17 protein-coding genes are annotated in these 21,845 nt (G+C 68.0%); 12 read left to right on the forward strand and 5 right to left on the reverse strand.

Features of this window, described 5'->3' with window-relative positions:
• Positions 1–33: 33 nt before the first annotated feature.
• Genes eccA through eccE form a run of 11 tightly spaced genes read left to right on the forward strand, consistent with a single transcriptional unit; the run spans position 34 to position 14,584 of the window.
• Complete coding sequence (eccA, locus tag A5650_RS22495) at positions 34–1,875, forward strand: type VII secretion AAA-ATPase EccA (RefSeq protein ID WP_286150393.1); 1,842 nt, start codon at positions 34–36, stop codon at positions 1,873–1,875.
• Positions 1,872–3,437, forward strand: coding sequence for a type VII secretion protein EccB (gene eccB / locus A5650_RS22500; protein ID WP_067297048.1), 1,566 nt, complete (start codon positions 1,872–1,874; stop codon positions 3,435–3,437). The genes eccA and eccB overlap by 4 nt, the downstream gene beginning before the upstream one ends.
• Positions 3,437–7,414, forward strand: coding sequence for a type VII secretion protein EccCa (gene eccCa, locus A5650_RS22505; protein ID WP_067297052.1), 3,978 nt, complete (start codon positions 3,437–3,439; stop codon positions 7,412–7,414). The genes eccB and eccCa overlap by 1 nt, the downstream gene beginning before the upstream one ends.
• Positions 7,414–7,722, forward strand: a complete 309-nt coding sequence (locus A5650_RS22510) for a PE family protein (protein WP_067297056.1) — start codon at positions 7,414–7,416, stop codon at positions 7,720–7,722. The genes eccCa and A5650_RS22510 overlap by 1 nt, the downstream gene beginning before the upstream one ends.
• A gap of 2 nt (positions 7,723–7,724) precedes the next feature.
• A complete protein-coding gene (locus tag A5650_RS22515; RefSeq protein ID WP_156744276.1) occupies positions 7,725–9,290 on the forward strand; it encodes a PPE family protein in 1,566 nt (521 codons plus the stop codon).
• Between the two features lie 52 nt (positions 9,291–9,342).
• Positions 9,343–9,636 (forward strand): type VII secretion system protein EsxG, encoded by a 294-nt coding sequence (gene esxG, locus A5650_RS22520; RefSeq protein WP_067086999.1) that lies wholly within the window; start codon positions 9,343–9,345, stop codon positions 9,634–9,636.
• 29 nt (positions 9,637–9,665) lie between these two features.
• Positions 9,666–9,956 carry a WXG100 family type VII secretion target gene (locus tag A5650_RS22525; protein WP_064346860.1) on the forward strand — a complete coding sequence of 97 codons (291 nt, stop codon included), beginning with the start codon at positions 9,666–9,668 and terminating at the stop codon, positions 9,954–9,956.
• A gap of 6 nt (positions 9,957–9,962) precedes the next feature.
• Complete coding sequence (locus tag A5650_RS22530; RefSeq protein WP_067297063.1) at positions 9,963–10,826, forward strand: ESX secretion-associated protein EspG; 864 nt, start codon at positions 9,963–9,965, stop codon at positions 10,824–10,826.
• 44 nt (positions 10,827–10,870) lie between these two features.
• On the forward strand, positions 10,871–12,256 hold the full coding sequence (gene eccD / locus A5650_RS22535) for a type VII secretion integral membrane protein EccD (RefSeq protein WP_067297067.1): 1,386 nt from the start codon (positions 10,871–10,873) through the stop codon (positions 12,254–12,256).
• Between the two features lie 52 nt (positions 12,257–12,308).
• A complete protein-coding gene (mycP, locus tag A5650_RS22540) occupies positions 12,309–13,670 on the forward strand; it encodes a type VII secretion-associated serine protease mycosin (protein WP_067297110.1) in 1,362 nt (453 codons plus the stop codon).
• Positions 13,667–14,584 carry a type VII secretion protein EccE gene (gene eccE / locus A5650_RS22545; protein ID WP_067297070.1) on the forward strand — a complete coding sequence of 306 codons (918 nt, stop codon included), beginning with the start codon at positions 13,667–13,669 and terminating at the stop codon, positions 14,582–14,584. Before mycP ends, eccE begins: the two co-directional genes overlap by 4 nt.
• Here the strand turns inward: eccE and A5650_RS26990 are convergent.
• Entirely contained in the window at positions 14,571–15,773 is a 1,203-nt protein-coding gene (locus A5650_RS26990; RefSeq protein WP_156744279.1) for an alpha/beta hydrolase family protein, read from the reverse strand. The genes eccE and A5650_RS26990 overlap by 14 nt on opposite strands.
• 33 nt (positions 15,774–15,806) lie before the next feature.
• On the opposite strand from A5650_RS26990, the gene A5650_RS22555 reads away from it, so the two are divergent.
• Entirely contained in the window at positions 15,807–16,568 is a 762-nt protein-coding gene (locus A5650_RS22555; RefSeq protein ID WP_067297075.1) for a trans-aconitate 2-methyltransferase, read from the forward strand.
• Here the strand turns inward: A5650_RS22555 and cysC are convergent.
• The 4 genes from cysC to A5650_RS22575 all read right to left on the reverse strand — a co-directional run bounded on the left by cysC (position 16,556) and on the right by A5650_RS22575 (position 21,568).
• On the reverse strand, positions 16,556–18,427 hold the full coding sequence (cysC, locus tag A5650_RS22560) for an adenylyl-sulfate kinase (RefSeq protein ID WP_067297078.1): 1,872 nt from the start codon (positions 18,425–18,427) through the stop codon (positions 16,556–16,558). The genes A5650_RS22555 and cysC overlap by 13 nt on opposite strands.
• Positions 18,427–19,338, reverse strand: coding sequence for a sulfate adenylyltransferase subunit CysD (gene cysD, locus A5650_RS22565; RefSeq protein WP_067297083.1), 912 nt, complete (start codon positions 19,336–19,338; stop codon positions 18,427–18,429). The genes cysC and cysD overlap by 1 nt, the downstream gene beginning before the upstream one ends.
• Positions 19,335–20,135 carry a trehalose 2-sulfotransferase gene (gene stf0, locus A5650_RS22570; RefSeq protein ID WP_067297086.1) on the reverse strand — a complete coding sequence of 267 codons (801 nt, stop codon included), beginning with the start codon at positions 20,133–20,135 and terminating at the stop codon, positions 19,335–19,337. The genes cysD and stf0 overlap by 4 nt, the downstream gene beginning before the upstream one ends.
• 65 nt (positions 20,136–20,200) lie before the next feature.
• Entirely contained in the window at positions 20,201–21,568 is a 1,368-nt protein-coding gene (locus A5650_RS22575; RefSeq protein WP_067297089.1) for a sulfatase family protein, read from the reverse strand.
• Positions 21,569–21,845 lie beyond the last annotated feature (277 nt).

A 21,845-nucleotide genomic window follows, 5' to 3' on the forward strand; every position in this document is an offset into this window, starting at 1 on the left:
TAGCCTGCCATAACTACGGGGAGATCACGGCGCGTGCCGCTACAAACGGATTTTGCTGCGACTTCGCGCGTCGACCACGACGTGGTAAGCCGGTTCGCCACGTGTTGCCGCGCCCTTGGGCTGTCGGTGCACGACCGTCGACGCCCACCGGACCAGGCCTTGGCCCGGACCGGGTTCTCAGAGCTCACCCGCATCGCGCGCGACCAGTGCGATGCGTGGACGGGTCTGGCCGCAGCGGGAAACACCAGCGCCAGGGTTCTCGAGGCCATCTGGCAGACCGTCGCGACCGCGGGTGTGCTGCAGCGTCACGTCCAGCTCGCCGAAGGGGACCTCGCCTTCACCTACGACACCGGGCTGTACCTCACGTTCTCCGCATCGACCCCGGACGACTTCCAGCTGGCCTACGCGGTCACGCTGTGCGATGCCGGTGAATACGCCGAGGCGGACGAACTCGTCGAGCCCCTGATCGACCGGCGGCCCAGCTGGCTGGACGCCCGGTGGGTGCGGATCGCGATGTACTACCGCACCGAGCGGTGGTCGGACGTGGTCCGGTTGATCACCCCGATCGTCAACGACTCGCGTCTCGGCGAGACCTACGCACACGCCGCGCGGGTCGCGCTCGGCACATCGCTCGCGCGCCTCGGCATGTACGCCCCCGCGCTGTCGTATCTCGAAGAGCCATCCGGCCCAGTCGATGTCGCGACGGTCGACGGCACGCTGGTCAAGGCGCTGTGCCTGCGCGCCCAGGGTGAGGAGCTCGACGCGGGCGATGTGCTCGCCGAGCTTTACGCCGCCAACCCGGAGAACGAGCAGGTCGAGCTCGCGCTGTCGGACACCTCGTACGGAATTGTGCCGACCACTGCCGCGCGCATCGAGGGCCGCTCCGATCCGTGGGATCCCGCCACCGAGCCGAGCGAGTCCGAGTTCGTCGACCCGGGCGCCAAGGAGCGCAAGGCCCACCTGCTGATAGAAGCCGAGGCCGAGCTTGCCGAGTTCATCGGCCTCGAAGAGGTCAAGTATCAGGTCGCGCGGCTGAAGAGTTCGGTTGCGATGGCGATCCGTCGTCAGGAGCGCGGCCTGACCGTCGCGCAGCGCACCAACCATCTGGTGTTCGCGGGCCCACCCGGTACCGGTAAGACCACGATCGCGCGCGTCGTCGCCAAGATCTATTGCGGCCTGGGCATTCTCAAGAAGGAGACGGTCCGCGAGGTGCACCGTGCCGACCTGATCGGTCAGCACATCGGCGAGACCGAGGCCAAGACCAACGCGATCATCGACAGCGCGCTCGACGGCGTGCTGTTCCTCGACGAGGCCTATGCGCTGGTGTCGACCGGCGCCAAGAACGACTTCGGCCTGGTCGCGATCGACACGCTGCTGGCACGCATGGAGAATGACCGCGAGCGGTTGGTCGTCATCGTCGCCGGCTACCGCAAGGACCTCGACGCGTTCCTCGACACCAACGAGGGTCTGCGGTCGCGGTTCACCCGCAGCATCGAATTCCCTTCGTACACAGCGCATGAACTGGTTGAGATCGCCGTCCGGATGGCCGAGAAGCGCGACAGTGTCTTCGAACCGGCGGCGCTCGCGCACATGGAAAACCTGTTCGGACGACTGGCCTCGGCGACGACGCCCGACGCCGCGGGTGTGGAGCGGCGCAATCTCGATATCGCCGGTAACGGCCGGTTCGTCCGCAACCTGGTCGAGCGTTCCGAGGAGGAGCGCGAGTACCGACTCGATCACTCCGGGCCGACTGGCGGTTCCACCGCCGAAGCCCACGACTTCACAGATGACGAGCTGATGACCATAACCGATGAAGACGTCACCAAATCCGCCATTCCGCTGCTGCGTGGCCTCGGCCTGACGGTGCCCGAATGAGCAATCCGGACAACTCCGACCGTCGGGCGTTCGCCTCGCGCACGCCGGAGAACGAAAACCCCGACCGCGTCGTGTACCGCCGCGGGTTCGTCACCCGCCATCAGGTGACCGGGTGGCGATTCATCATGCGGCGCATCGCATCCGGTGTCGCCCTGCACGACACCCGCATGCTCGTCGATCCGTTGCGTACCCAGACCCGTTCGGTGCTTGTCGGCGCACTGGTGTTGATCACCGTGGTGGCGGGATGTTTCGTGTTCTCGTGGATCCGGCCCGGCGGCGTCGCGGGCAACGACGCGATACTCGCCGACCGCACCACGTCAGCGCTCTACGTCCGCCTCGGCGAGCAGCTGCACCCCGTGCTGAATCTGACCTCCGCGCGGTTGATCGCCGGCCGTCCCGACAACCCGTCGCAGGTCAAGACCAGCGAGATCGACCAGTTCCCGCGCGGCAACCTGATCGGCATCCCGGGTGCACCCGAGCGCATGGTACAGAACACCACCCGCGACGCCGATTGGACGGTGTGCGACGGGGTTTCGGGGCCGGCGGCCGGTGTCACGATGATCGCGGGGCCGTTGGCCGACGGCGGTGAACGCGCCGCGCCGCTGGCCGATGACAAGGCGATCCTGGTCGCAAACCCGGCCGGACCCAACGCGGGCACATGGCTGTTGTGGAACGGCCGCCGCAGTCCGATCGACATGAACAACCGCGCGGTCACCAGTGCCCTGGGTCTGGGCACCGGAGGTGCCGATGTGCGCCCGGTCGCGGCGGGCTTGTTCAATGCGGTCCCGGAAGCTCCCGCGCTGAGTCCGCCGGTCGTTCCCGGTGCCGGCGAGCCGCCGCGATACCCGCTGCCGGTGCAGGCGCCGGTCGGCGCAGTGGTCGCATCCTTCGCCACCGACAACACCCTGCGTCACTATGCGGTTCTCATCGAAGGGCTGCAACCGATTTCGCCGGTCGTCGCCGCGATCATGCGCAACACGAACTCATACGGGCTCGAGCAGCCGCCGCGGCTGGGCGCCGACGACATCGCGCGTCTGCCCGTCGCCGACACCATCGACGTCGACGCCTTTCCCGCACAACCGGTTACGCTCGTCGACGCCGCCGACGCGCCGTTGACGTGTGCCGAGTGGAAGCGACCCGCGGACGCCACCAGCGCGACGCTGGACCTGCGCACCGGTGTCACGCTGCCGGTGTCTGATCAGCTGCACCCCGTGCAGCTCGTGGGGGCGGGCTCCGGGACCACCGCGAACAACGTGGTGCTGGTCCCCGGCCGCGGCTACCTGGTCCAGACCGTCGGTCAGGACGGCGGAGGTGTGTCGACGTCGCCCGCCGGCGGAGCGTCGTTCTGGCTCAGCGACGTCGGGGTGCGCTACGGCCTCGACACCGACGGTGACGAGAACGCCATCACCGCCCTCGGGCTGAACCCGCCCGCCCTGCCCATCCCTTGGTCGATGTTGAGCCAGTTCGCTCCCGGCCCGACGCTGTCGCGCAGCGACGCGTTGCTGGCCCATGACGCCCTGGCCGCCGACCCCCGCCCCGCTGTCGTGAGGGAGACGCCGTAGTGAGCCGGCTCATATTCGAGGCGCGACGCCGCATTCCGGTGCCGACGACGCGCAAAGGCACCATCGCGATCGAACCGCCGCCGGAGCTGCCGCGGGTGATTCCGCCATCGCTGCTGCGGCGGGTGCTGCCGTTCCTGATCGTCATCCTGATCGTCGGCATGATCGTGGCCTTGGTGGCGACGGGTATGCGACTGATCTCGCCGACAACGCTGTTCTTCCCGTTCGTCCTGCTGCTGGCCGCGACAGCGCTCTACCGAGGCACCGACAACAAGATGCGCACCGAGGAAGTCGACGCCGAGCGTGCCGACTACCTGCGCTACCTGTCGGTGGTCCGCGACAACGTGCGCGCACACGCCGCCGAGCAGCGCGCGGCGATGGAGTGGTCGCATCCGGATCCGAAGCTGCTCATCGACGTGCCGGGAACCCGCCGACAGTGGGAGCGCGACCCGCACGACCCCGATTTCCTGGTGGTACGAACCGGACTGCACGACGCACCGCTGAACGCGTCGCTGCGGGTGAAGGACAGTGCGGACGAGGTTGATCTGGAACCGGTGTCGCACAGCGCACTACGGGCCCTGCTCGATGTGCAGCGGACGGTGCGCGACGTGCCGGCCGGCATCGACGTCGGCAAGGTCTCGCGCATCGCGGTGCTCGGCGAGCCCGACGAGGTGCGCGCCGCGCTTCGCGCATGGATCGCCCAGGCCGTCACCTGGCACGACCCCGCTGTGCTCGGCGTCGCGTTGTTGTCACCGGACATCGAGAGTGATGACTGGGCATGGCTGAAGTGGCTGCCGCACAACGACATCCCGGGTGCCGTAGACGGTGCTGGCCCTGCCCGGTACCTCGCGTCCGACATCGGCGAACTGCGCGCGCAACTCGCCCCCGCACTGGACGACCGGCCGTCGTTCGGCATTGATGACGACGCCGAGGTCAAGCACCTGCTCATCGTCGTCGACGACCCCGACGTGGACACCACTACCCTCGTCCCGCGGGCCGGATTGGCCGGTGTGACGCTGGTGCAGCGCATCGCCGAGCCGCCGCACCGCGAGCAGTATCCCGATCCGGAGCGACCCATCCTGCACTTGAGCGGCGGCAGGTTGCAGCGTTGGCAGACCGGCGGTTGGCAGCCTTATGTCGACGCCGCAGATCGGCTAGACGTCGCGACCGCGCGCCACATCGCGCGTCGGCTGTCGAAGTGGGATTCGAACCCGAGCCACGCACGCACCGGCAGCACCGGTGTCGCCACCTTCTCCACGCTGCTCGGCATTCCGGACGCCGCGGCGTTGGACGTTGCGAGTTTGTGGGCCCCGAGGGCGCGCGAGGACGAACTGCGGGTGCCCATCGGCGTGACCGCCACCGGGGAACCGCTGATCTTCGACCTCAAAGACGAGGCCGAGGGCGGTATGGGCCCGCACGGCTTGATGATCGGTATGACCGGCTCCGGTAAGTCGCAGACGTTGATGGCGATCCTGTTGTCGCTGTTGACGACTCATTCCGCTGATCGGTTGATCGTGATCTATGCGGACTTCAAGGGTGAGGCCGGGGCGGATATCTTCCGGGACTTCCCGCAGGTGGTCGCGGTCATCTCGAACATGGCCGAGAAGCGCTCGCTGGCTGACCGGTTCGCCGATACGCTGCGCGGTGAGGTGGCCCGGCGTGAGCAGTTGCTCATGGAGGCCGGCCGCCGGGTGCAGGGCAGTGCGTTCAACTCGGTGCTCGAGTACGAAGCGGCGATCGCGGCGGGCCACGACCTGCCACCGCTCCCCACGCTGCTCGTCGTGGCCGACGAGTTCTCGCTGATGCTCTCCGACCATCCCGAGTACGCGGACCTGTTCGACTACGTTGCGCGCAAGGGCCGTTCGTTCCGCATCCACATCCTGTTCGCCTCGCAGACGCTGGACGTCGGCCGGATCAAGGACATCGACAAGAACACCTCCTACCGCATCGGCCTCAAGGTGGCCAGCCCGTCCATCAGCCGCCAGATCATCGGTGTCGAGGACGCGTTCCACATCGAGGCGGGACCCGAACACAAGGGCGAGGGCTTCCTGGTGCCGGCGCCGGGTGCGATGCCGGTCAAGTTCCGCAGCACCTACGTCGACGGCATCTACGACCCACCGCGGGTGGAGAGGTCGGTTGTGGTGCAGTCGGTTCCGGTTCCGCAGCCGTTCACCGCCGGACACGTCGAGGCGCCCGCCGAGACGGTTGTCGTCTCCGATCCGGCCGCCCACGAGGAGCGCGCGCCGCGCAAGCTCATCGCCACCATCGGCGACCAGCTCGCCCACTACGGTCCGAAGGCACCGCCGCTCTGGCTACCGCCGCTGGAGGAGCCGATCCCGCTCGAGGATCTGCTCGCCCGTGTCGACGTGTCCGAGCGGGAATGGCGTTGGCCGCTGGGCGAAATCGACCGGCCGTTCGCGATGCGCCGCGATCCGTTGATCTTCGACGCCAGGTCGGCGGGGTCCAACCTGTTGATCCACGGTGGACCCAAGTCGGGCAAGACCACGGCGCTGCAGACGTTCATCCTGTCCGCAGCGGCCCTACACTCACCGCGCGACGTCACGTTCTACTGCCTGGACTACGGCGGCGGCCAGTTGCGGGCGCTCGAAGACCTCGCCCACGTCGGCAGCGTCGCGTCGCCCCTGGAACCCGAGCGCATCCGCCGTACCTTCGGCGAGCTCGAACAGCTGCTGCGCGCCCGCCAGGCACGCGGTCATTCCGGTAATGGGGGAAGCGGAGAGGTCTACCCCAAGACTTTCCTTGTCATCGACAACCTCTACGCGTTCAGCCGCGACAACACCGACACCTTCAACACGCGCAACCCGTTGCTGTCGAAGGTGACCGAGCTGGTCAACACGGGAATGTCCTACGGGATCCACGTGGTCATCACGACGCCGAACTGGCTCGAGGTTCCGCTGGCCATGCGCGACGGCCTCGGCCAGCGCCTCGAACTGAAGCTGTCGGACCCGCGCGACAGCAACGTGCGGGTCACCGGTGCCCTGCGCCGGCCCGCCGAGGCGGTGCCCGCCGATCAGCCCGGTCGCGGCCTGACCATGGCCGCCGAGCACTTCCTGTTCGCCGAGCCGTCGCTGCGTGACATCGCGGTGATCAATGCCCGTCATCGCGGCGTCAGCGCGCCACCGGTGCGGTTGCTTCCGCACGAGCTCGCGCCGAGCGCCGTCGCCCCGCTGTATCCGGCTCTGGAGACGGTGGTCATCGGCCAGCGCGAGGAGGATCTCGCGGCGGTGCCCATGGCGTTCGGGCAGAACCCGCTGCTGATGGTGTTCGGTGACGCCAAGTCCGGCAAGACGACGTTTCTGCGTCACGTGATTCGCACCATCCGCGAGAACTCGACGTCAAACAGCGTCGCATTCACGGTGATCGACCGGCGTCTGCACCTCGTCGACGAGCCGTTGTTCCCGGACAACGAATACACCCCGAACATCGATCGAATCACCCCGGCGATGCTCGGGCTGACCGCCCTGCTGGAGAAGCGCCGCCCGCCGGCGGATATGTCTGCGCAGGAACTGACCAGGTGGAACTACCGGTCCGGCGACGACACGCATACTCACTACCTGATCATCGACGACGTCGACCAGATCCCGGACGCGCCCGCGATCAGCGGACCGTTCGCGGGACAGCGGCCGTGGACCGGCATCATCGGATTGCTCTCCCAGGCAAGCGAACTGGGGCTGCGCGTCATCGTGACCGCGCGGGCCACCGGCTCGGCGCACGCCCTGATGACCGCGCCCCTGCTACGCCGGCTCAACGAGCTGCAGGCCACGATCCTCATGCTGTCGGGCAACCCGCAGGACAGCGGCAAGATCCGGGGGCACCGGTTCCGCCGTCTGCCCGCGGGCCGAGCGATGCTGCTCGACGACGGCGACGGGCCGACGTTCCTGCAACTGGTCAATCCGTTCGCGGACGCGCTGGCCGAACGCTCGAGCAACAACGGAAACAGTGGAAGGGAGTACAACTGATGACTCTTCGCGTCATTCCCGAAGGCCTGGCCGCGGCAGCCTCGGCCGTCGAGGCGTTGACGGCCCGGTTGGCGGCCGCCCACGCCGCGGCGGCGCCGGCGGTGACGGCTGTGATCCCGCCGGCCGTCGACGCCGTATCGATCCAGACGGCCGTCAGCCTGAGCGCTCACGGCACGGAGCACAATGCCGTCGCTGCCCATGGCGTCGAGGAGCTCGGCCGCTCCGGTCTCGGGGTCGGCCAGTCCGGCACGAGTTACGCCACGGGCGACGCGGCGGCCGCGGCGAGCTATCTGGTGGCCGGTAGCTGATCGTGACGGCTCCCATTTGGATGGCGCTTCCTCCGGAGGTGCACTCGACCATGCTGAGCAGCGGGCCCGGGCCGGGTTCGCTGTTGGCGGCGGCGGGGGCGTGGCAGTCACTGGCAGCCGAATACTCCTCTGCCGCAGCGGAGTTGACCGCCGTGCTCGGGAATGTGCAGGGTGGCGCCTGGGAGGGTCCGAGCGCCGCACAGTACGCGGCAGCACATGCGCCGTACCTCGCGTGGCTGGCGCAGGCCAGCGCGAACAGCGCCGCCGCCGCGGCACAGCACAGTACCGCCGCGGCCGCGTACACCACGGCGCTGGCGACGATGCCGACGATGGCGGAGCTGACGTTGAACAAGTCCACCCACGCGGTGCTGCTCGCCACCAACTTCCTCGGTATCAACACGATTCCGATCGCGTTGAACGAAGCCGACTACGTGCGGATGTGGATCCAGGCCGCCACGACGATGAGCACCTACCAGGCGGTGTCGGGTGCGGCGGTGGCGGCGACGCCGATGACCACCCCCGCGCCATTCGTGTTGAAACCGGGTGTGGGCGAGGCGGGTGCGGCGGCCGCCGACATGCAGCAGTCGGCGGCGATGGCGACTGCCGCCGACTCCGGTGGCGCACGAAACATCGCGGACTCCATCGCCGATCTGCTGCGCGACATCATGAGGTTCTTCGAAGACTTCTTCGAGTCGATCCTGAACTTCGCACGCCAGTTCTTCGGCAACGTCCTCGACGCGCTCAGCGACTTCATGAACAGTTTCTTCGGGTGGCTGTTCAATCCATCGTCGGGACTGGTGCTGTTCTTCGTTCTGTATCAGGCGATCACTCAGCCGCTCGGATGGACGACGTGGTCGCTGATCTTGAGCGCCCCGATCTGGCTGCCCCTGCTGATCGGTCTGATCGTCCAGTCGCAGACCCCGCCGCCGCTCCCGGCCGCCGCACCCGAACCGGCACCCGCGGGCGCTGCACCTGCGCTGACCGACGGGGCGGGCGCGGCCGGCGCGGTGGGGACCGTCGGCGCCACGGTGGCAACCGGCGGGAGCGATTCTGCGCGCGGCTCCGCGATCGGCCGGATGGGGGCCGGGGCGGGGGCGGGTGCCGCGCCGGCGGCCGGTGCCGCACCGGCGGTGCCGTACGCGGTGGCCGGGCCCGACCCCGAGGGCGGTGTCTCGCCGACGTTCCGGGAGGGCACGGGTGTGAAGGCGCCCGCATCGGACATCGCCGCGTCGGCAGCCGCCGCGGCCGCGGCGTCGTCGTTGGCGAAGCGCAAGGCCCGGCGTAAGCGCCCGCAGCCCGTGCACCAGCGGCAATACGCAGACGCGTACATGGACTACGAACCCGACGAGCCGGAAGACGCGGCCCCGCCACGCGAAAGCGTTCGGCGCCCGCACGTTGCCGCGTCCGAGAAGGGCGCCGGCGCAGTGGGCTTCAGCGGCGCGGCGACCAAGTCGGACGCCGAGCAGGCCAGCGGGCTCACCGAGCTCGCCGGCAACTCGTTCGGCGGCGGACCTACCGAGCCCATGCTGCCCAGCGACTGGGATCACAAGGGGGGAGAGAACGACTGAACCGAACTGACCGAAACCTATTCCGCCGAACCACAATCCGAAAGGAACATCCATGAGCCTCCTGGACGCTCACATCCCCCAACTCGTGTCATCCGAGGCAGCGTTCTCGGCGAAGGCAGCACTGATGCGCAGCACCATGGCGCAGGCTGAGCAGGCCGCCCAGTCGGCGCAGGCATTCCACATGGGCGAGTCGTCGGCCGCGTTCCAGGCCGCACACGCCCGCTTCCTCGAAGTTTCGGCAAAGGTCAACGCGCTCCTGGACATCGCCCAGGTCAACCTCGGCGATGCTGCGGGCACCTACGTGTCGCAGGACGCGGCTGCGGCCAGCACCTACACCGGTATCTGAACTTCGAACTGACCTAGAGGGAGAACCTGATGTCTCAGATCATGTACAACTACCCGGCGATGCTGGCTCACTCGGGCGAGATGGCCGGTTACGCGGGCGCACTGCACGCCGTCGGGGCCGACATCGCCAGCGAGCAGGCGGCACTGGCCGGGGCCTGGCAGGGCGACACCGGAACCACTTACCAGGCGTGGCAGGCACAGTGGAACCTCGCGCTCGAGGAACTCGTGCGCGCTTACCGTGCAATGGCCGCCACCCACGAGCAGAACACCATGACGATGAGCGCCCGGGACCAGGCCGAAGGCGCCAAATGGGGTGGCTGACCGACGGTGGCAGTTAACGCAGTCGAGCTGACCGCGGAGCAGGCCTGGTTCGTCGCCGACGCATCCGGGGTGGGGAACTACCCCTGGGTGCTGGCCATCACCCCGCCCTATACCGAGCACGCCGAGCGGGCGGCCTTCGAGTCCAGGATGTCGGCCGAACTCGTGGAGCTGGGTGTGATGGCGGCCGACGGGACCGTCGAACCTCATGTCCGGCAATGGGTTACGACGACATGTCGGGCTCGGCGATGGCTCGAATTACGGTTTGTCCGCGGCTCGGGGAGCATGTTGCGGGGCCACGTCGCGCGGCGCGACGACCACACCGTCGTAGCGCTCCGCGGCGGCGGCCTCGTCACGCTCTCCGAGTTGCAGGTGGACCACCCGCAGGCCCTGGTGCCCATCCTCACTGCGGGGCTGTCGGGTCGTCCGCCCGCCAGGTTCGACGAGTTCGCGATCCCAGCCCGGATCGGGGCGCGCGCGGACGAAAAGCTGCGCAACGGCGCGACGCTCGACGATGTGATCGAGTTCCTCGGCATCCCGCCGAGCGCACGCGACGTCGTCGAAGCCGCTTACGCGACGGACCGCAGCTATGTGGAGATCGTGGCGGGTGACCACCGGGACGGTCACCGCGTCAGCACCGATGTCGGCGTCAGCGTCGTCGACACCCGGGAAGGCAGGGTCCTCGTCCACCCCTCGAAGGCCTTCGACGGCGAGTGGGTATCGACCTTCACTCCCGGCACGCCGCTGGCGATCGCGTCCGCGGTCGAGCGGCTCACCGCAACGCTGTCCGACGGGGCGTGGTTCCCCGACCTGAAATTGACCCGAGACTTCGACTCCAACCAGAGAACGGAACACCAATGGCAGACAGTTTGAGCGGCGCTACAGCGTCTTCGGCGGACCCAGCCCCGTCGCGGTCGATGCCGATCGTCCGTGTCGCGGTGCTCGCCGCGGGTGAGGCCGGCGGTCGGGTCACCGACATGGCGTTGCCCACCGAGCTCCCCCTGCGCGAGATTCTGCCCGCCGTGCGGAAGATGGCGATGCCCGCCGACGAGGAATACGGCGACGCGTCACCGGTCGTGTTGTCGCTGGCCCCGATCGGCGGCGCACCGTTCAGCCTCGACGCGACGTTGGAAACCGTCGGTGTCGTCGACGGCGATCTGCTCGCGCTGCAACCGCTTCCGGCCGGGCCCGCGGCACCGCGAATCGTCGAGGACATCGGTGATGCCGCGGTCATCTTCTCGGCGGCCCGTGAGAAGCCCTGGGGTGCAGCGCATATTGCCCGCAGCGCTGCGGCGGCCGTGAGCTCGATCATCGTGATTGCCACCGTTTTCGCCGCTGTCCACAGTGAGATCGCCGGTGGGTTCGCCGGACTCGCTCTTGCCAGCGGCACGGCCCTGGTCACGGTCCTGGCCGCGATGCTCTCGTGGGGTCGCTCACCCCGGCTGGGCACTGCGCTGGCCGTGACGGCGCTCGCACCCATCGGTGTCGCCCTCGCGCTCGGCGTACCAGGCGACTTCGGGCCGTCGCACGTGCTGCTGGCCGCCGCGGGCGTGACGGCCTGGTCGATCGTCAGCATCGTTGTCGCACAACGCGCCATCGCTGTGTTCACGGCGGCCACCGTCGTCGGCGGTGGAGCGTTGATCACCGCGGGCGCGGCCACGATCTGGCATCTCAACCACCTGATCGTCGGATCGATCCTGGTGGTGTCGGCGCTGGTGATCACGGTCCAGGCCGCGCAACTGTCCGCACTGTGGGCGCGCCTGCCGATGCCGGTGATTCCCGCCCCCGGTGACCCGACGCCCGCGCCGCACCCGTTGACGGTGCTGGCCGACCTCCCGCGGCGTGTCCGGATCAGCGACTCGCACCAGACGGGCTTCATCGCGGGCGGCGTGCTGCTGTTCACCGCCGGAGCGGTGACCCTGGCTGCGCCACAAGATGTTTCACCGTGGACGTGGTATGTCGTGGCCGCCGTGGCGCTGGGTGCGGTGCTGCGGGCGCGGGTGTGGGATTCCGCTCCGTGCAAGGCGTGGCTGTTGAGCCAGCCGTTCCTGCTCGCGGTCTCGTTCCTGGTCGTGTTCGCCGTCGACGACCGCATCACCGCGGCGTGGTGGGCGCTCGCCGCGCTGGGTGGACTGACGGTGGTGTGGGTGATCGTGGCGCTGTTCCCGAAGGTCGGTTCGCCCGAGACCTACTCGCTGCCGATGCGCCGCCTGGTCGGATTCCTGGCATCCGGGATCGATGCATCGCTGATTCCGGTCCTCGCGTATCTCGTCGGGTTGTTCGCCTGGGTGCTGAACCGATGAGGCATCGGTGACGCGCGATCGCGTGCGCTCTGTGCTCGCGGCCACGGCGGCGATGACGGTCGTGATCGCGAGTTCGCCCGTCGCTCAGGCGATCGCACCGCCTCAGGTCGACCCCGCCGTGCCGCCGCCGTCGGGAGCCCCCGGGCCTGTCCAGCCGCAGTCGCAGCGGGGACCATGTGTCAGTGCCGGTGTGCTGCCCGGTAGCGACCCGGCTGCGGCCAGTCCGAATCAGACGCTGCTCAACCTCGACGGTGCGTGGAAGTACAGCCGCGGCGACGGACAACTCGTCGCGGTCATCGACACCGGCGTCAGGCCCGGACCCCGATTGCCGAACGTCGAACCCGGCGGGGATTTCGTCGAATCCACCGACGGCCTGAGTGACTGCGACGGCCACGGAACGTTGGTGGCCGGGCTGATCGCGGGTCAGCCGGGGGACGACGGGTTCTCCGGGGTCGCGCCCGGCGCGCGTGTGCTCGCGATCCGGTCGACCTCTTCGCGGTTCTCTCCGCGCGAGATCGGCGAGAATCCGGCGACGGCGCGTGTCACCCTCGACGTCGCGACCCTGGCCCGCGCGGTCGTTCACGCGGCGGATCTGGGCGCGAGGGTCATCAACATCTCGGCCGTCACCTGCCTTCCCGCCACCGAGAACGTCGACCAGAGAGAACTCGGTGCGGCCCTGCGGTATGCGGCCGTCGAGAAAGACGCCGTGATCGTCGCCGCCGCGGGCAACAACAAGGTGGGGTTGAACCCGGGGTCGGCGTGTCCGTCGAATCCGCTGTCGAATCCCAGTCGACCCGAGGACCCCCGCGATTGGGCCGGGGTCACCTCGGTGTCGATACCGTCGTCCTGGCAGCCCTACGTGCTCTCGGTGGGATCACTCGACACATCTGGGCGGCCGTCGGACTTCACCATGGCAGGTCCGTGGGTGGGCATCGCCGCGCCGGGGCAGGACATCGCTTCGGTGAGCAACGGCGACGGCGGCGGTCTAGCGAACGCACTGCCCGATGACCGCGGACGGTGGTACCCCCTGAACGGTTCGAGCTTCGCGGCGGCTTACGTGTCGGGCGTTGCGGCCTTGGTGCGCAGCCGCTTTCCCGGCCTGACCGCCGAGCAGGTCAGGGACCGTCTCACCGCCGGTGCCCAGGGCGCGGCGCGGGCGCCGTCGAACTTGACCGGTGCGGGACTCGTGGATCCAGTCGCCGCCTTGACCTGGGATGTGACGGCGGCGGTCGCCGGTCCCGGCGAACCAGAACCCCGACCCGTCGCCGCGCCGCCTCGGCCCGAGGTGCCGGACTCAACGCCGAAGGTGGTCGCGTTCGTCGGCACCGGCGTGCTGGCCTTGATCGCAGCCGTCACGGCCGCGGTCGCCGTTTATCGGCGAAGAACCCTCGACAATCAAGCGGAGGCATCGTGACCGTTCGAATTGCGTTGGCGTCGTCAGCCATCGCCCTGGCGGCAATGGCATACCCGTGGGAATCGACCACGGACTGGTGGATCTTCGGCGTCGCTGTGGCCGTGGCGGTCGCCGTGTTCGCCTGGTGGCGCGGCCAGTTCGTGACAAACATGGTAGGCAGGCGGTTGGCCGTGGTTCGGCGCAACCACTCGAAGCGCAAGGCGCAGAGTCCGAATCAGGTCACCGTAGTGCTGCAGGTCGAGGACCCGGCGGGTCTCGGTGTGCCGCTGCCCCTCGCATCCGGATATGTCGAGCGGTTCGGCGTCCGCAGCGAAAAGGTCCGCGTCACGGCCCACGACCGTGACGGCGCCCGCACCACATGGATCAGCCTGACACTCGATGCCGAGGCGAACCTTGTTGCATTACAGGCACGGTCGGCGGAGTTGCCGCTGCGTGAGACTGCCGAGATTGCCGGTCGGCGGCTCGCCGATCAACTGCGCGAGGCCGGCCTCGATGCCGTATTGGTCGAGGATCCCGACGTGCCGCTGGTCGGGAAGGCCCGCGAGAAGTGGCGCGGCGTGAAAGACGAAGCCGGATTCGTCACGGCCTACGGGATTCCGGTCGACGAGCGCTTGGGGGAGCGCCTCGCGGAGGTGCGGTCGGAACCGACGGAGACCTGGACGGCCGTCGAGTTCAGCGGTTCGGCGCCGCGACCGGCTGTGGCGGCGGTGTGTGCTTTCCGCAGTCCCGAGGTGGTGCGTGGCGTGCCGGTGTCCGGCCTGACCGCGCATCGGGGTGTGCAGAAGCCGTTGCTGACCGCGTTGGACCCCAAATCCGTTGGCCGGTTGAATGTTCCGGTTCGGTACGTCGCTCCGGAAGTACTGGCGCGAATCGACTGGCCGGCCGGAGCACAGGCCGAACTCAGTCGAACATGAAGCCGCGCATGAAGCGGGTCATCCGACGCAGGTAGTCCGGCTGGCTGACATGCAGGATGTGGTTGCCGGGGAACCAGTGGAACGCGCAGCGGTCCCAATGCTCCCACAGCATCTCGGCCTGCTCCGGCGGCGCCAGCCGGTCACCGAGACCGGTGATGATCAACCTGCGGTCCTTGGGCACCAGCGGCGCGTAGTTCAGCGGTGACGAGAACATCGTCGCCGCGCCGGTGAGTTCGGCATCGGTTCCCGTCAACAGGTTTTGCAGCCCGACCACCTTGTTGGCGGGGAACCATTCGCCCACGGTCTGATCGGGTGCGACCACGGGGACGTTGGGGATGACGGCCTGGATGCGGTCGTCGACGGCCGCGATCAGCGCGGACGTGTATCCACCCAGCGACATCCCTGTCAGGGCGATGCGGTCGACTCCGGTGAACTCGAGATAGTCGAGGACCGAGCGGAAGTCGTGCACGGCCTGCGCCATCGCCTCGGCGAAGCCGGAGAACCCGTTGGCGAAGAACCCGTACCCGCTGAAGGGTGAGCCCTTCTCGGCGCGGGGACCGTGAAAGGGCATGGTGTACAGCAGGACGTCGTATCCCGAACGGAAGAACCACGGCAGCGAGAAGAACAGGCCGTTGAACAGATACGGCGAGCCCATGAAGCCGTGGATCAGGCACAGCGTCGGATGCGGTCCGTCGTCATGGCGCCAGTGCTGGGCGTGCACGACGTTGTTACGTTCGAAGCCGCGGCACTGTTCGCGCAGCGCGGGATTGACTGCCTCGAAGCTGCTGTCGAAACGAATGTTCTGGACGCGGCCCTTGGCGATCCACTCGGCCAGCGGGTTCGCCGTCCTCGATGCGACGCGGGGCGGCGACGAAGGTGCGGCAAACGAACGGACGGGATCCTTGGCCGTGGCCAGTTCGGCGTAGAACTGTAGTTGTTCACGTTCGGCGCGTGACTGCGACCGGCGCAACCCGCCGACCAGAGTCGGCAGCATCGTGGCCGCGAGCAGCGACGCGATCGCGGTGCGCAGTGCGATATCGGCCACGGCCGACGAGTCGACGATGAACCGTTGGCGCAACGTCAGGTCGGCACGACGCGGCAGACCGCGGGTGGCGTCTGCTCCCGGAACATCGGGAACGGGGATGGGTGGATCGATCGGGTTGGCGTCCGATTGGCTCACGTTCCGCATGGTATCCCGATCGGGCGATGTCAAACTGTCGTCATGTGGAACCCCGAGGCGTATCTGTCCTTCGCCGACCAGCGCGGGCGTCCGTTCTTCGAGCTCCTGTCGCGGGTTCGCGCCGATGCGCCGCGGCGCGTCGCGGATCTGGGTTGCGGGCCGGGGAATCTCACCGCCACGTTGGCGCAGCGCTGGCCGCAGGCGGACATCGAGGCGTTGGACAGCTCCGCGGAGATGGTGCGGGCCGCGCGGGAGCGGGGGATCGACGCGAACGTCGGCGACGTCGCCGACTGGACGCCGAAACCCGGCACCGAGGTCGTGATCAGCAACGCCACCCTGCAGTGGGTGCCCGACCATCCGCGACTTCTCGTCCGGTGGGCCGGCGAGCTGGCACCCGAATCATGGATCGCGATGCAGGTGCCGGGCAATTTCGACGCGCCCTCACATCTCGCGGTGCGCGAGCTCGTTCGTCGTGGGGAGTGGTCAGAGCGGTTGCGGGACTTCCCGTTTAGGGAGGCGCCGGTCGAGGATCCGGTCGGATACGCCGATCTGCTGGCCGGTGCCGGGTGCACGGTCGACGCGTGGGAGACCACCTATGTGCACGTGTTGACCGGCGAAAGCCCCGTGCTGGAATGGATCACCGGCACCGCGCTGCGCCCCGTGCGCAGCAGGCTGTCGGATCCCGAGTGGGAGGAGTTCTGCGCCGAACTGATTCCCATACTGGATTCCGCGTATCCCCGGCGGTCGGATGGAACCACGTTCTTCCCGTTCCGGCGAATTTTTGTGGTGGCTCAGGTCGGTTGAGCGTCGCGCCGGGCGTTGAGCAGATCGATCACTTGCTTGACCAGGTCGTCGATGTCCGCGCCGGTGGTGTCGAGCACCAGATCCGGGTTTTCCGGTGGCTCGTACGGGGCGTCGACGCCGGTGAGGCCCTTCAGTTCTCCCGCACGCGCCCGTGCGTACAGGCCCTTGGGATCTCGCCGTTCGCACTCGTCGACAGGCGTGGCGATGTGCACTTCGATGAAGGGGAGCTTGGCAGCGTCGTTGAGCGCGCGGGCGGTCTCGCGGTCGGACTTCAGCGGTGAGACCAACGACGCCAACGCCACCACACCGGCGTCGGCGAACAATCGGGTGAGATGGCCGACCCGGCGGATGTTTTCCGCGCGGTCACCGGCCGAGAACCCCAGATCGTCGGAGAGCCCGTGTCGGATGTTGTCACCGTCGAGAAGATAGGCCACGTCCCCGGATTCGACGAGGGCGCGTTCGACGGCCACCGCGATCGTCGACTTGCCCGATGCGGGGAGGCCGGTGAACCAGATGGTGGCTCCACGTTGGCCGGTGGCCGACCATCGGAAGTCCCGGTCGAGGGACGATGGGTGCCAGCGGATGTCGTTGCGTGTCTGTTCGCCCGGTTTGACCTCACGCGGCTCGAGGATCGTTCCCGCGCCGACGGTGTCGTTGGTGGCCTCGTCGATCAGGATGAACGCGCCGCTGTCCCGGTTCTCGGCGTAGGGGTCGGCGATCACCACCGAGCTCGTGCGTAGGGTGATCTCGCCAATGTCGTTGAGCACCAGCTCAACCGGATTGTCCAGCTCGTCGAGCGTCTCCGGATCGAGGCGGCTGTGCAGCGCCTGCACGGTGGCGCGAACCGTCTTCGCTCCCTGTTTGAGCGCAAGTCGATCGCCTGCGCGCAACGGGCCTTCCCGGAACCAGCACACCGTCGCGTCGAGTTCCCGGGCGAGCACGGGGAGGACGGCGTCGTCGGAGCCGCTGACTAGAACGTCACCACGACCGACGTCGATGTCGTCGGCCAACTCCACGGAAACCGACAGTGGCGCAACGGCAACGGATCGCTGGTCGTCGAGCGTATCGACCAGCGTCACTGTGGAGCGGGTGCCGGAAGGGAGGCTGACCACCGGGTCGCCGACCTTGAGCGTCCCGCCGGAGAGCCGTCCGGTGTAGCGGCGCCGCTGCTCGGCGGTGGGGCGCGACACCCACTGCACCGGAAGCCTCAACATGGTGGATTCCGCCTGCGGCGCAGTGAGCTCGATGCTCTCGAGATACTCCAGCAGCGTCGGCCCGTCATACCAGGGGGTGTTCTGCGACCGGTGGACGACGTTGTCACCGAGCTTGGCCGCGATCGGGATCACCGTGATGTCGATGTTGCCGAGGCGGGCGGCGACCTGCTGCAGCTCCTTGTGCACTTCGGTGAATCGGGTCTCGTCGAAGTCGACGAGGTCGATCTTGTTGACGGTCGCGACGAAGTGCTTGATGCCCAACAATTTCGCGATGCGCGCGTGTCGATTGGTCTGGCGCAGGACGCCGGCGCGCGCGTCGACGAGCAGGACTGCGGCGTGAGCGTTGGACGCACCCGTGAACATGTTGCGGGTGTAGCGCTCGTGACCAGGCGTGTCGGCGAGGATGTAGCTACGTGTGTCCGTCGAGAAGAACCGGTAGGCCACGTCGATCGTGATGCCCTGCTCGCGTTCTGCGCGCAGACCGTCGGAGAGAGCCGCCAGGTCGGCGATGCCCTCCGCGTCGGTGACGGCCTCGAGGTGATCCGTTGGGAGGCTGTCGGTGTCGTGTAGAAGGCGCCCGATCAGCGTGCTCTTGCCGTCATCGACCGATCCGGCCGTGGTGATGCGGAGAAGTTGACGGGTCATCAGAAGTACCCCTCGCGTTTGCGGTCTTCCATGGCGGCGACCGAGGTGCGGTCGTCGGCTCGCGTCTCACCACGTTCCGACACTGTGGCAGCGGAGATCTCGGCGATCACCCGCTGGATGTCGACGGCTCGCGAGCGCACCGCACCGGTGATGGTCAGGTCACCGACGGTCCGGTAGCGCACCCACTCGACCGAAGACGCCTCGCCGTCGCCGGGTTTGGCGTACTCGGACACCGCGAGAAGGATGCCGTCGCGTTCGAAGACCTCGCGTTCGTGGGCGAAGTAGATCGACGGCAGCTCCAGGTTCTCGAGTTCGATGTAGCGCCACACGTCGAGCTCGGTCCAGTTGCTCAGCGGGAACACGCGGACCTGTTCGCCCTTCCTGATGCGGCCGTTGTACAGCGACCACGGCTCCGGTCGCTGGGCCCGGGGATCCCACTGGCCGAACTCGTCGCGGAAGGACAGGATGCGTTCCTTTGCACGGGCGCGCTCCTCGTCGCGGCGGGCCCCGCCGAACGCCGCGTCGAAACCACCCGCCTCGAGCGCGTCGAGCAGCGTGCGGGTCTGCTGGCGATTGCGCGAGGCGCCGGGTCCGGGATCGGGGACGCGGCCCTTGTCGATCGACTCCTGCACCGATGCCACGATCAACCGGTGCCCTTCGCCTTCGACGCGGCGATCGCGGAACTCGATGACCTCGGGGAAATTGTGTCCGGTGTCGACGTGCATGACCGGGAACGGCAGCGGCGACGGGCGAAAAGCCTTCTCGGCGAGGCGAAGCAACACGATCGAGTCCTTGCCCGCGGAGAACAGCAGCACCGGGCGCTCCAGTTCGGCGACCACCTCGCGGATGATGTGGACCGCCTCGGCCTCCAACAGCCGGAGCTCGTCGACGTGCAGGGTGTCGACCGTCATGTGGGAAGCCCCTCCTTCTCGGCGTCCGCCCGGTAGCGGTCGACCCATTCGTCGGAGCGTTGGTCGGCCTGCCGTTCGAGTACCGGTTCCGGCGCAAGCCGCCGGTCCTGTCCGAGCGCTTCGAGGATGTCGCCGACGATCTGGGAAAGGTTGCGCCACAACACCGGATACGGCACCTCCAGCGGAGCGACCCCTTCTTCGGCGAACCAGTTGCGCCAGCCCTCTTCTTGGGCCCGCAGCATGGTCACGACGTGGGCGATGGCACCGGCGTGGTATTCGGCGCGGGCATCGCGTGTCGGATCGGGCCGTCCGCGCCATACCCGCGTCTGCACCGCCCGCCAGAACGAAACAGCCTGCGACACAACATCAGGGCGGTGGACGTGGATGAAGAACGGGTCACTGCCGACGACATCCCGGATGGCTGACAACAGGCCGGTGCCGGATCGGTCGGACAGCCCGCTGGCCCGCTCGAGCAGCAGCGGCGTCTGGTTCCACATCAGCTTGCCGCCCCAGATGCCGTTGGGGGTGCGGCCCACTGTGCGGATGTAGTCACGCCAGATCTCTGGGGGAGCGAGGTCGGGCTTACCCTCGTCGAGAGGGTCCAGGAGGCGCAGGATCGACTCGTCGGTCACGCCCTCGAACCACTGCCGCGGCTGTGGCGACTGACTTGTGCTGGGCAGGTATTGAAAGAACTCGCCGGGTTCACCGGCGACACCCGTCGCGCGCAGTGACTCCACGAGCAGCGTGCTGCCGCTGCGTTGAGAGGCCAGGACGAGATAGGCCGTCGGGGCTGACATGCGCGCAGCTTACCCACACGGCAATAGTCTGACACCACATGCGGTTTCGCTCACGCTGAGCGTAATTATTGGCCGCTGTGGTCGTCCTCGATGCCGCGCTCGGTCGCGATCGCGGAGCGGCTCGGCAGGGGTCCCTGGATACGCATGTAGGTTTCGGTGTAACGCTCCGAGATCCGGGTGCCCGCGAACTCCGACGGGATGACGTCGTTGGTCTTGACGCGCCAGTCGTTGAGGAGCAGCGCCAACTCATTGGCAATCGCTTCCGCCTCGTCCGGCCCGCCAGGGCCGAGCAGGTTGGTCGACTCGGACGGGTCGGCGCGCAGGTCGTAGAGCTCCCGTTGCGGTCGCTCGGCCCGGACTAGAGGAGCGACGATCCGACCGGGCGCGCTGTCGGCGATGTCCCACGGCAGATCCAGCAGCGGCCTCGACGCGTAGTTCTCGATGTAGCTGTATTCCTTGGTCCGGATCGCCCGGATCGGGTCGAAGGAGTCATGGTACGTCTTCGTGGTGTACACCTCGGTGCGAACCGGCGGCTCAGGGCCGGCCAGCAGAGCGGGCTTGTGCGACACCCCTTCGACGTCTGTGGGCACTTGGAGGCCGAGGAGTTCGAGCAGAGTCGGAAGCAGGTCGACACCGCTGAACAACTCGTCGTAGACCCTCGGCTCGATGTCGGCGTCGAGGGGCGGGCGCACGATCATGGCGATGCCCGTACCTGCGTCGTACAACGTCGATTTGGCGCGGGGCAGAGCCGGGCCGTGATCGGTCATGAACACCACCCAGGTGGTGCGGTCCAGGCCCGTCGCCGACAGACTGTCGAGAAGCCTGCCGACGGCGGCGTCGGCCACCGAGATCGCTCCGTAGAACTCGGCGAGATCGTCACGGACCTCCGCTGCGTCGGGCAGATAGTCGGGTACAGCGACGCCGGTTGCGTCGGCCGGCTCGTATCTGTCGCGGGGATACGGTCGGTGGGTCTCGAAGAAGCCCGCGGTCAACAGGAATGGCTCCTCGGGCGTGTTCGTCAGCCACTTCGCCGCTTGTTCAACGACGTACTCGCAGTAGGAGTTCGAGACGTCGAATTCGTCGAAGCCCAGCTTCGCCGGGTACGAGGTCTCGTGTTGCATGCCGAACAGTGCTGTGTGCCAACCGGACTCGGACAGGATCTGCGGCAGGGTACGGACGCCGGAGCGGTACTCCCATCCGTGGTGCGCCAACCCCACCAAGCCGTTGCTCTGGGGGTATCGGCCCGTGAACAGGGAGCCACGCGACGGTGAGCAGAGTGGTGCGGTCGCGTGCGCGCGGGTGAAGAGGATGCTCTCGGCGGCGAAGGCGTCGAGGTGGGGACTCGACACGTCGTCGTGACCGTACGCGCCGAGATAGCGCCCTAGGTCGTGCCAGTGCACGATCAGCACGTTGTCTCGCCGCGGGTCTGTCACTGCGGATCCTTTCGTCGTCGTCGACGTTCCCACTTCATCCTGCGAAGCGTGAACGGGCAACCCTTTGACTCACGGCCATGGCCTCAGGTCTGCCGTGACCTGACGCTCGGTGCCGCGGGTCCACGGCAGGTTATCCCCAGGTTTTGGGCCGACGGTTCTCGGAGTTGTCCCCAAGTTCTGGTTCATCCACAGATGTGGTTGTGGCGGGTGGTTGGGGGTGGGGCGGGTCGGGGGTGGTGGTTAGTTGGTAGGAAGGCGGGGGGGTTCGTTTTGGGGG

The organism is Mycobacterium sp. 1164985.4 (assembly GCF_001668575.1).
In the GTDB taxonomy this organism is placed as follows: Bacteria; Actinomycetota; Actinomycetes; order Mycobacteriales; family Mycobacteriaceae; genus Mycobacterium.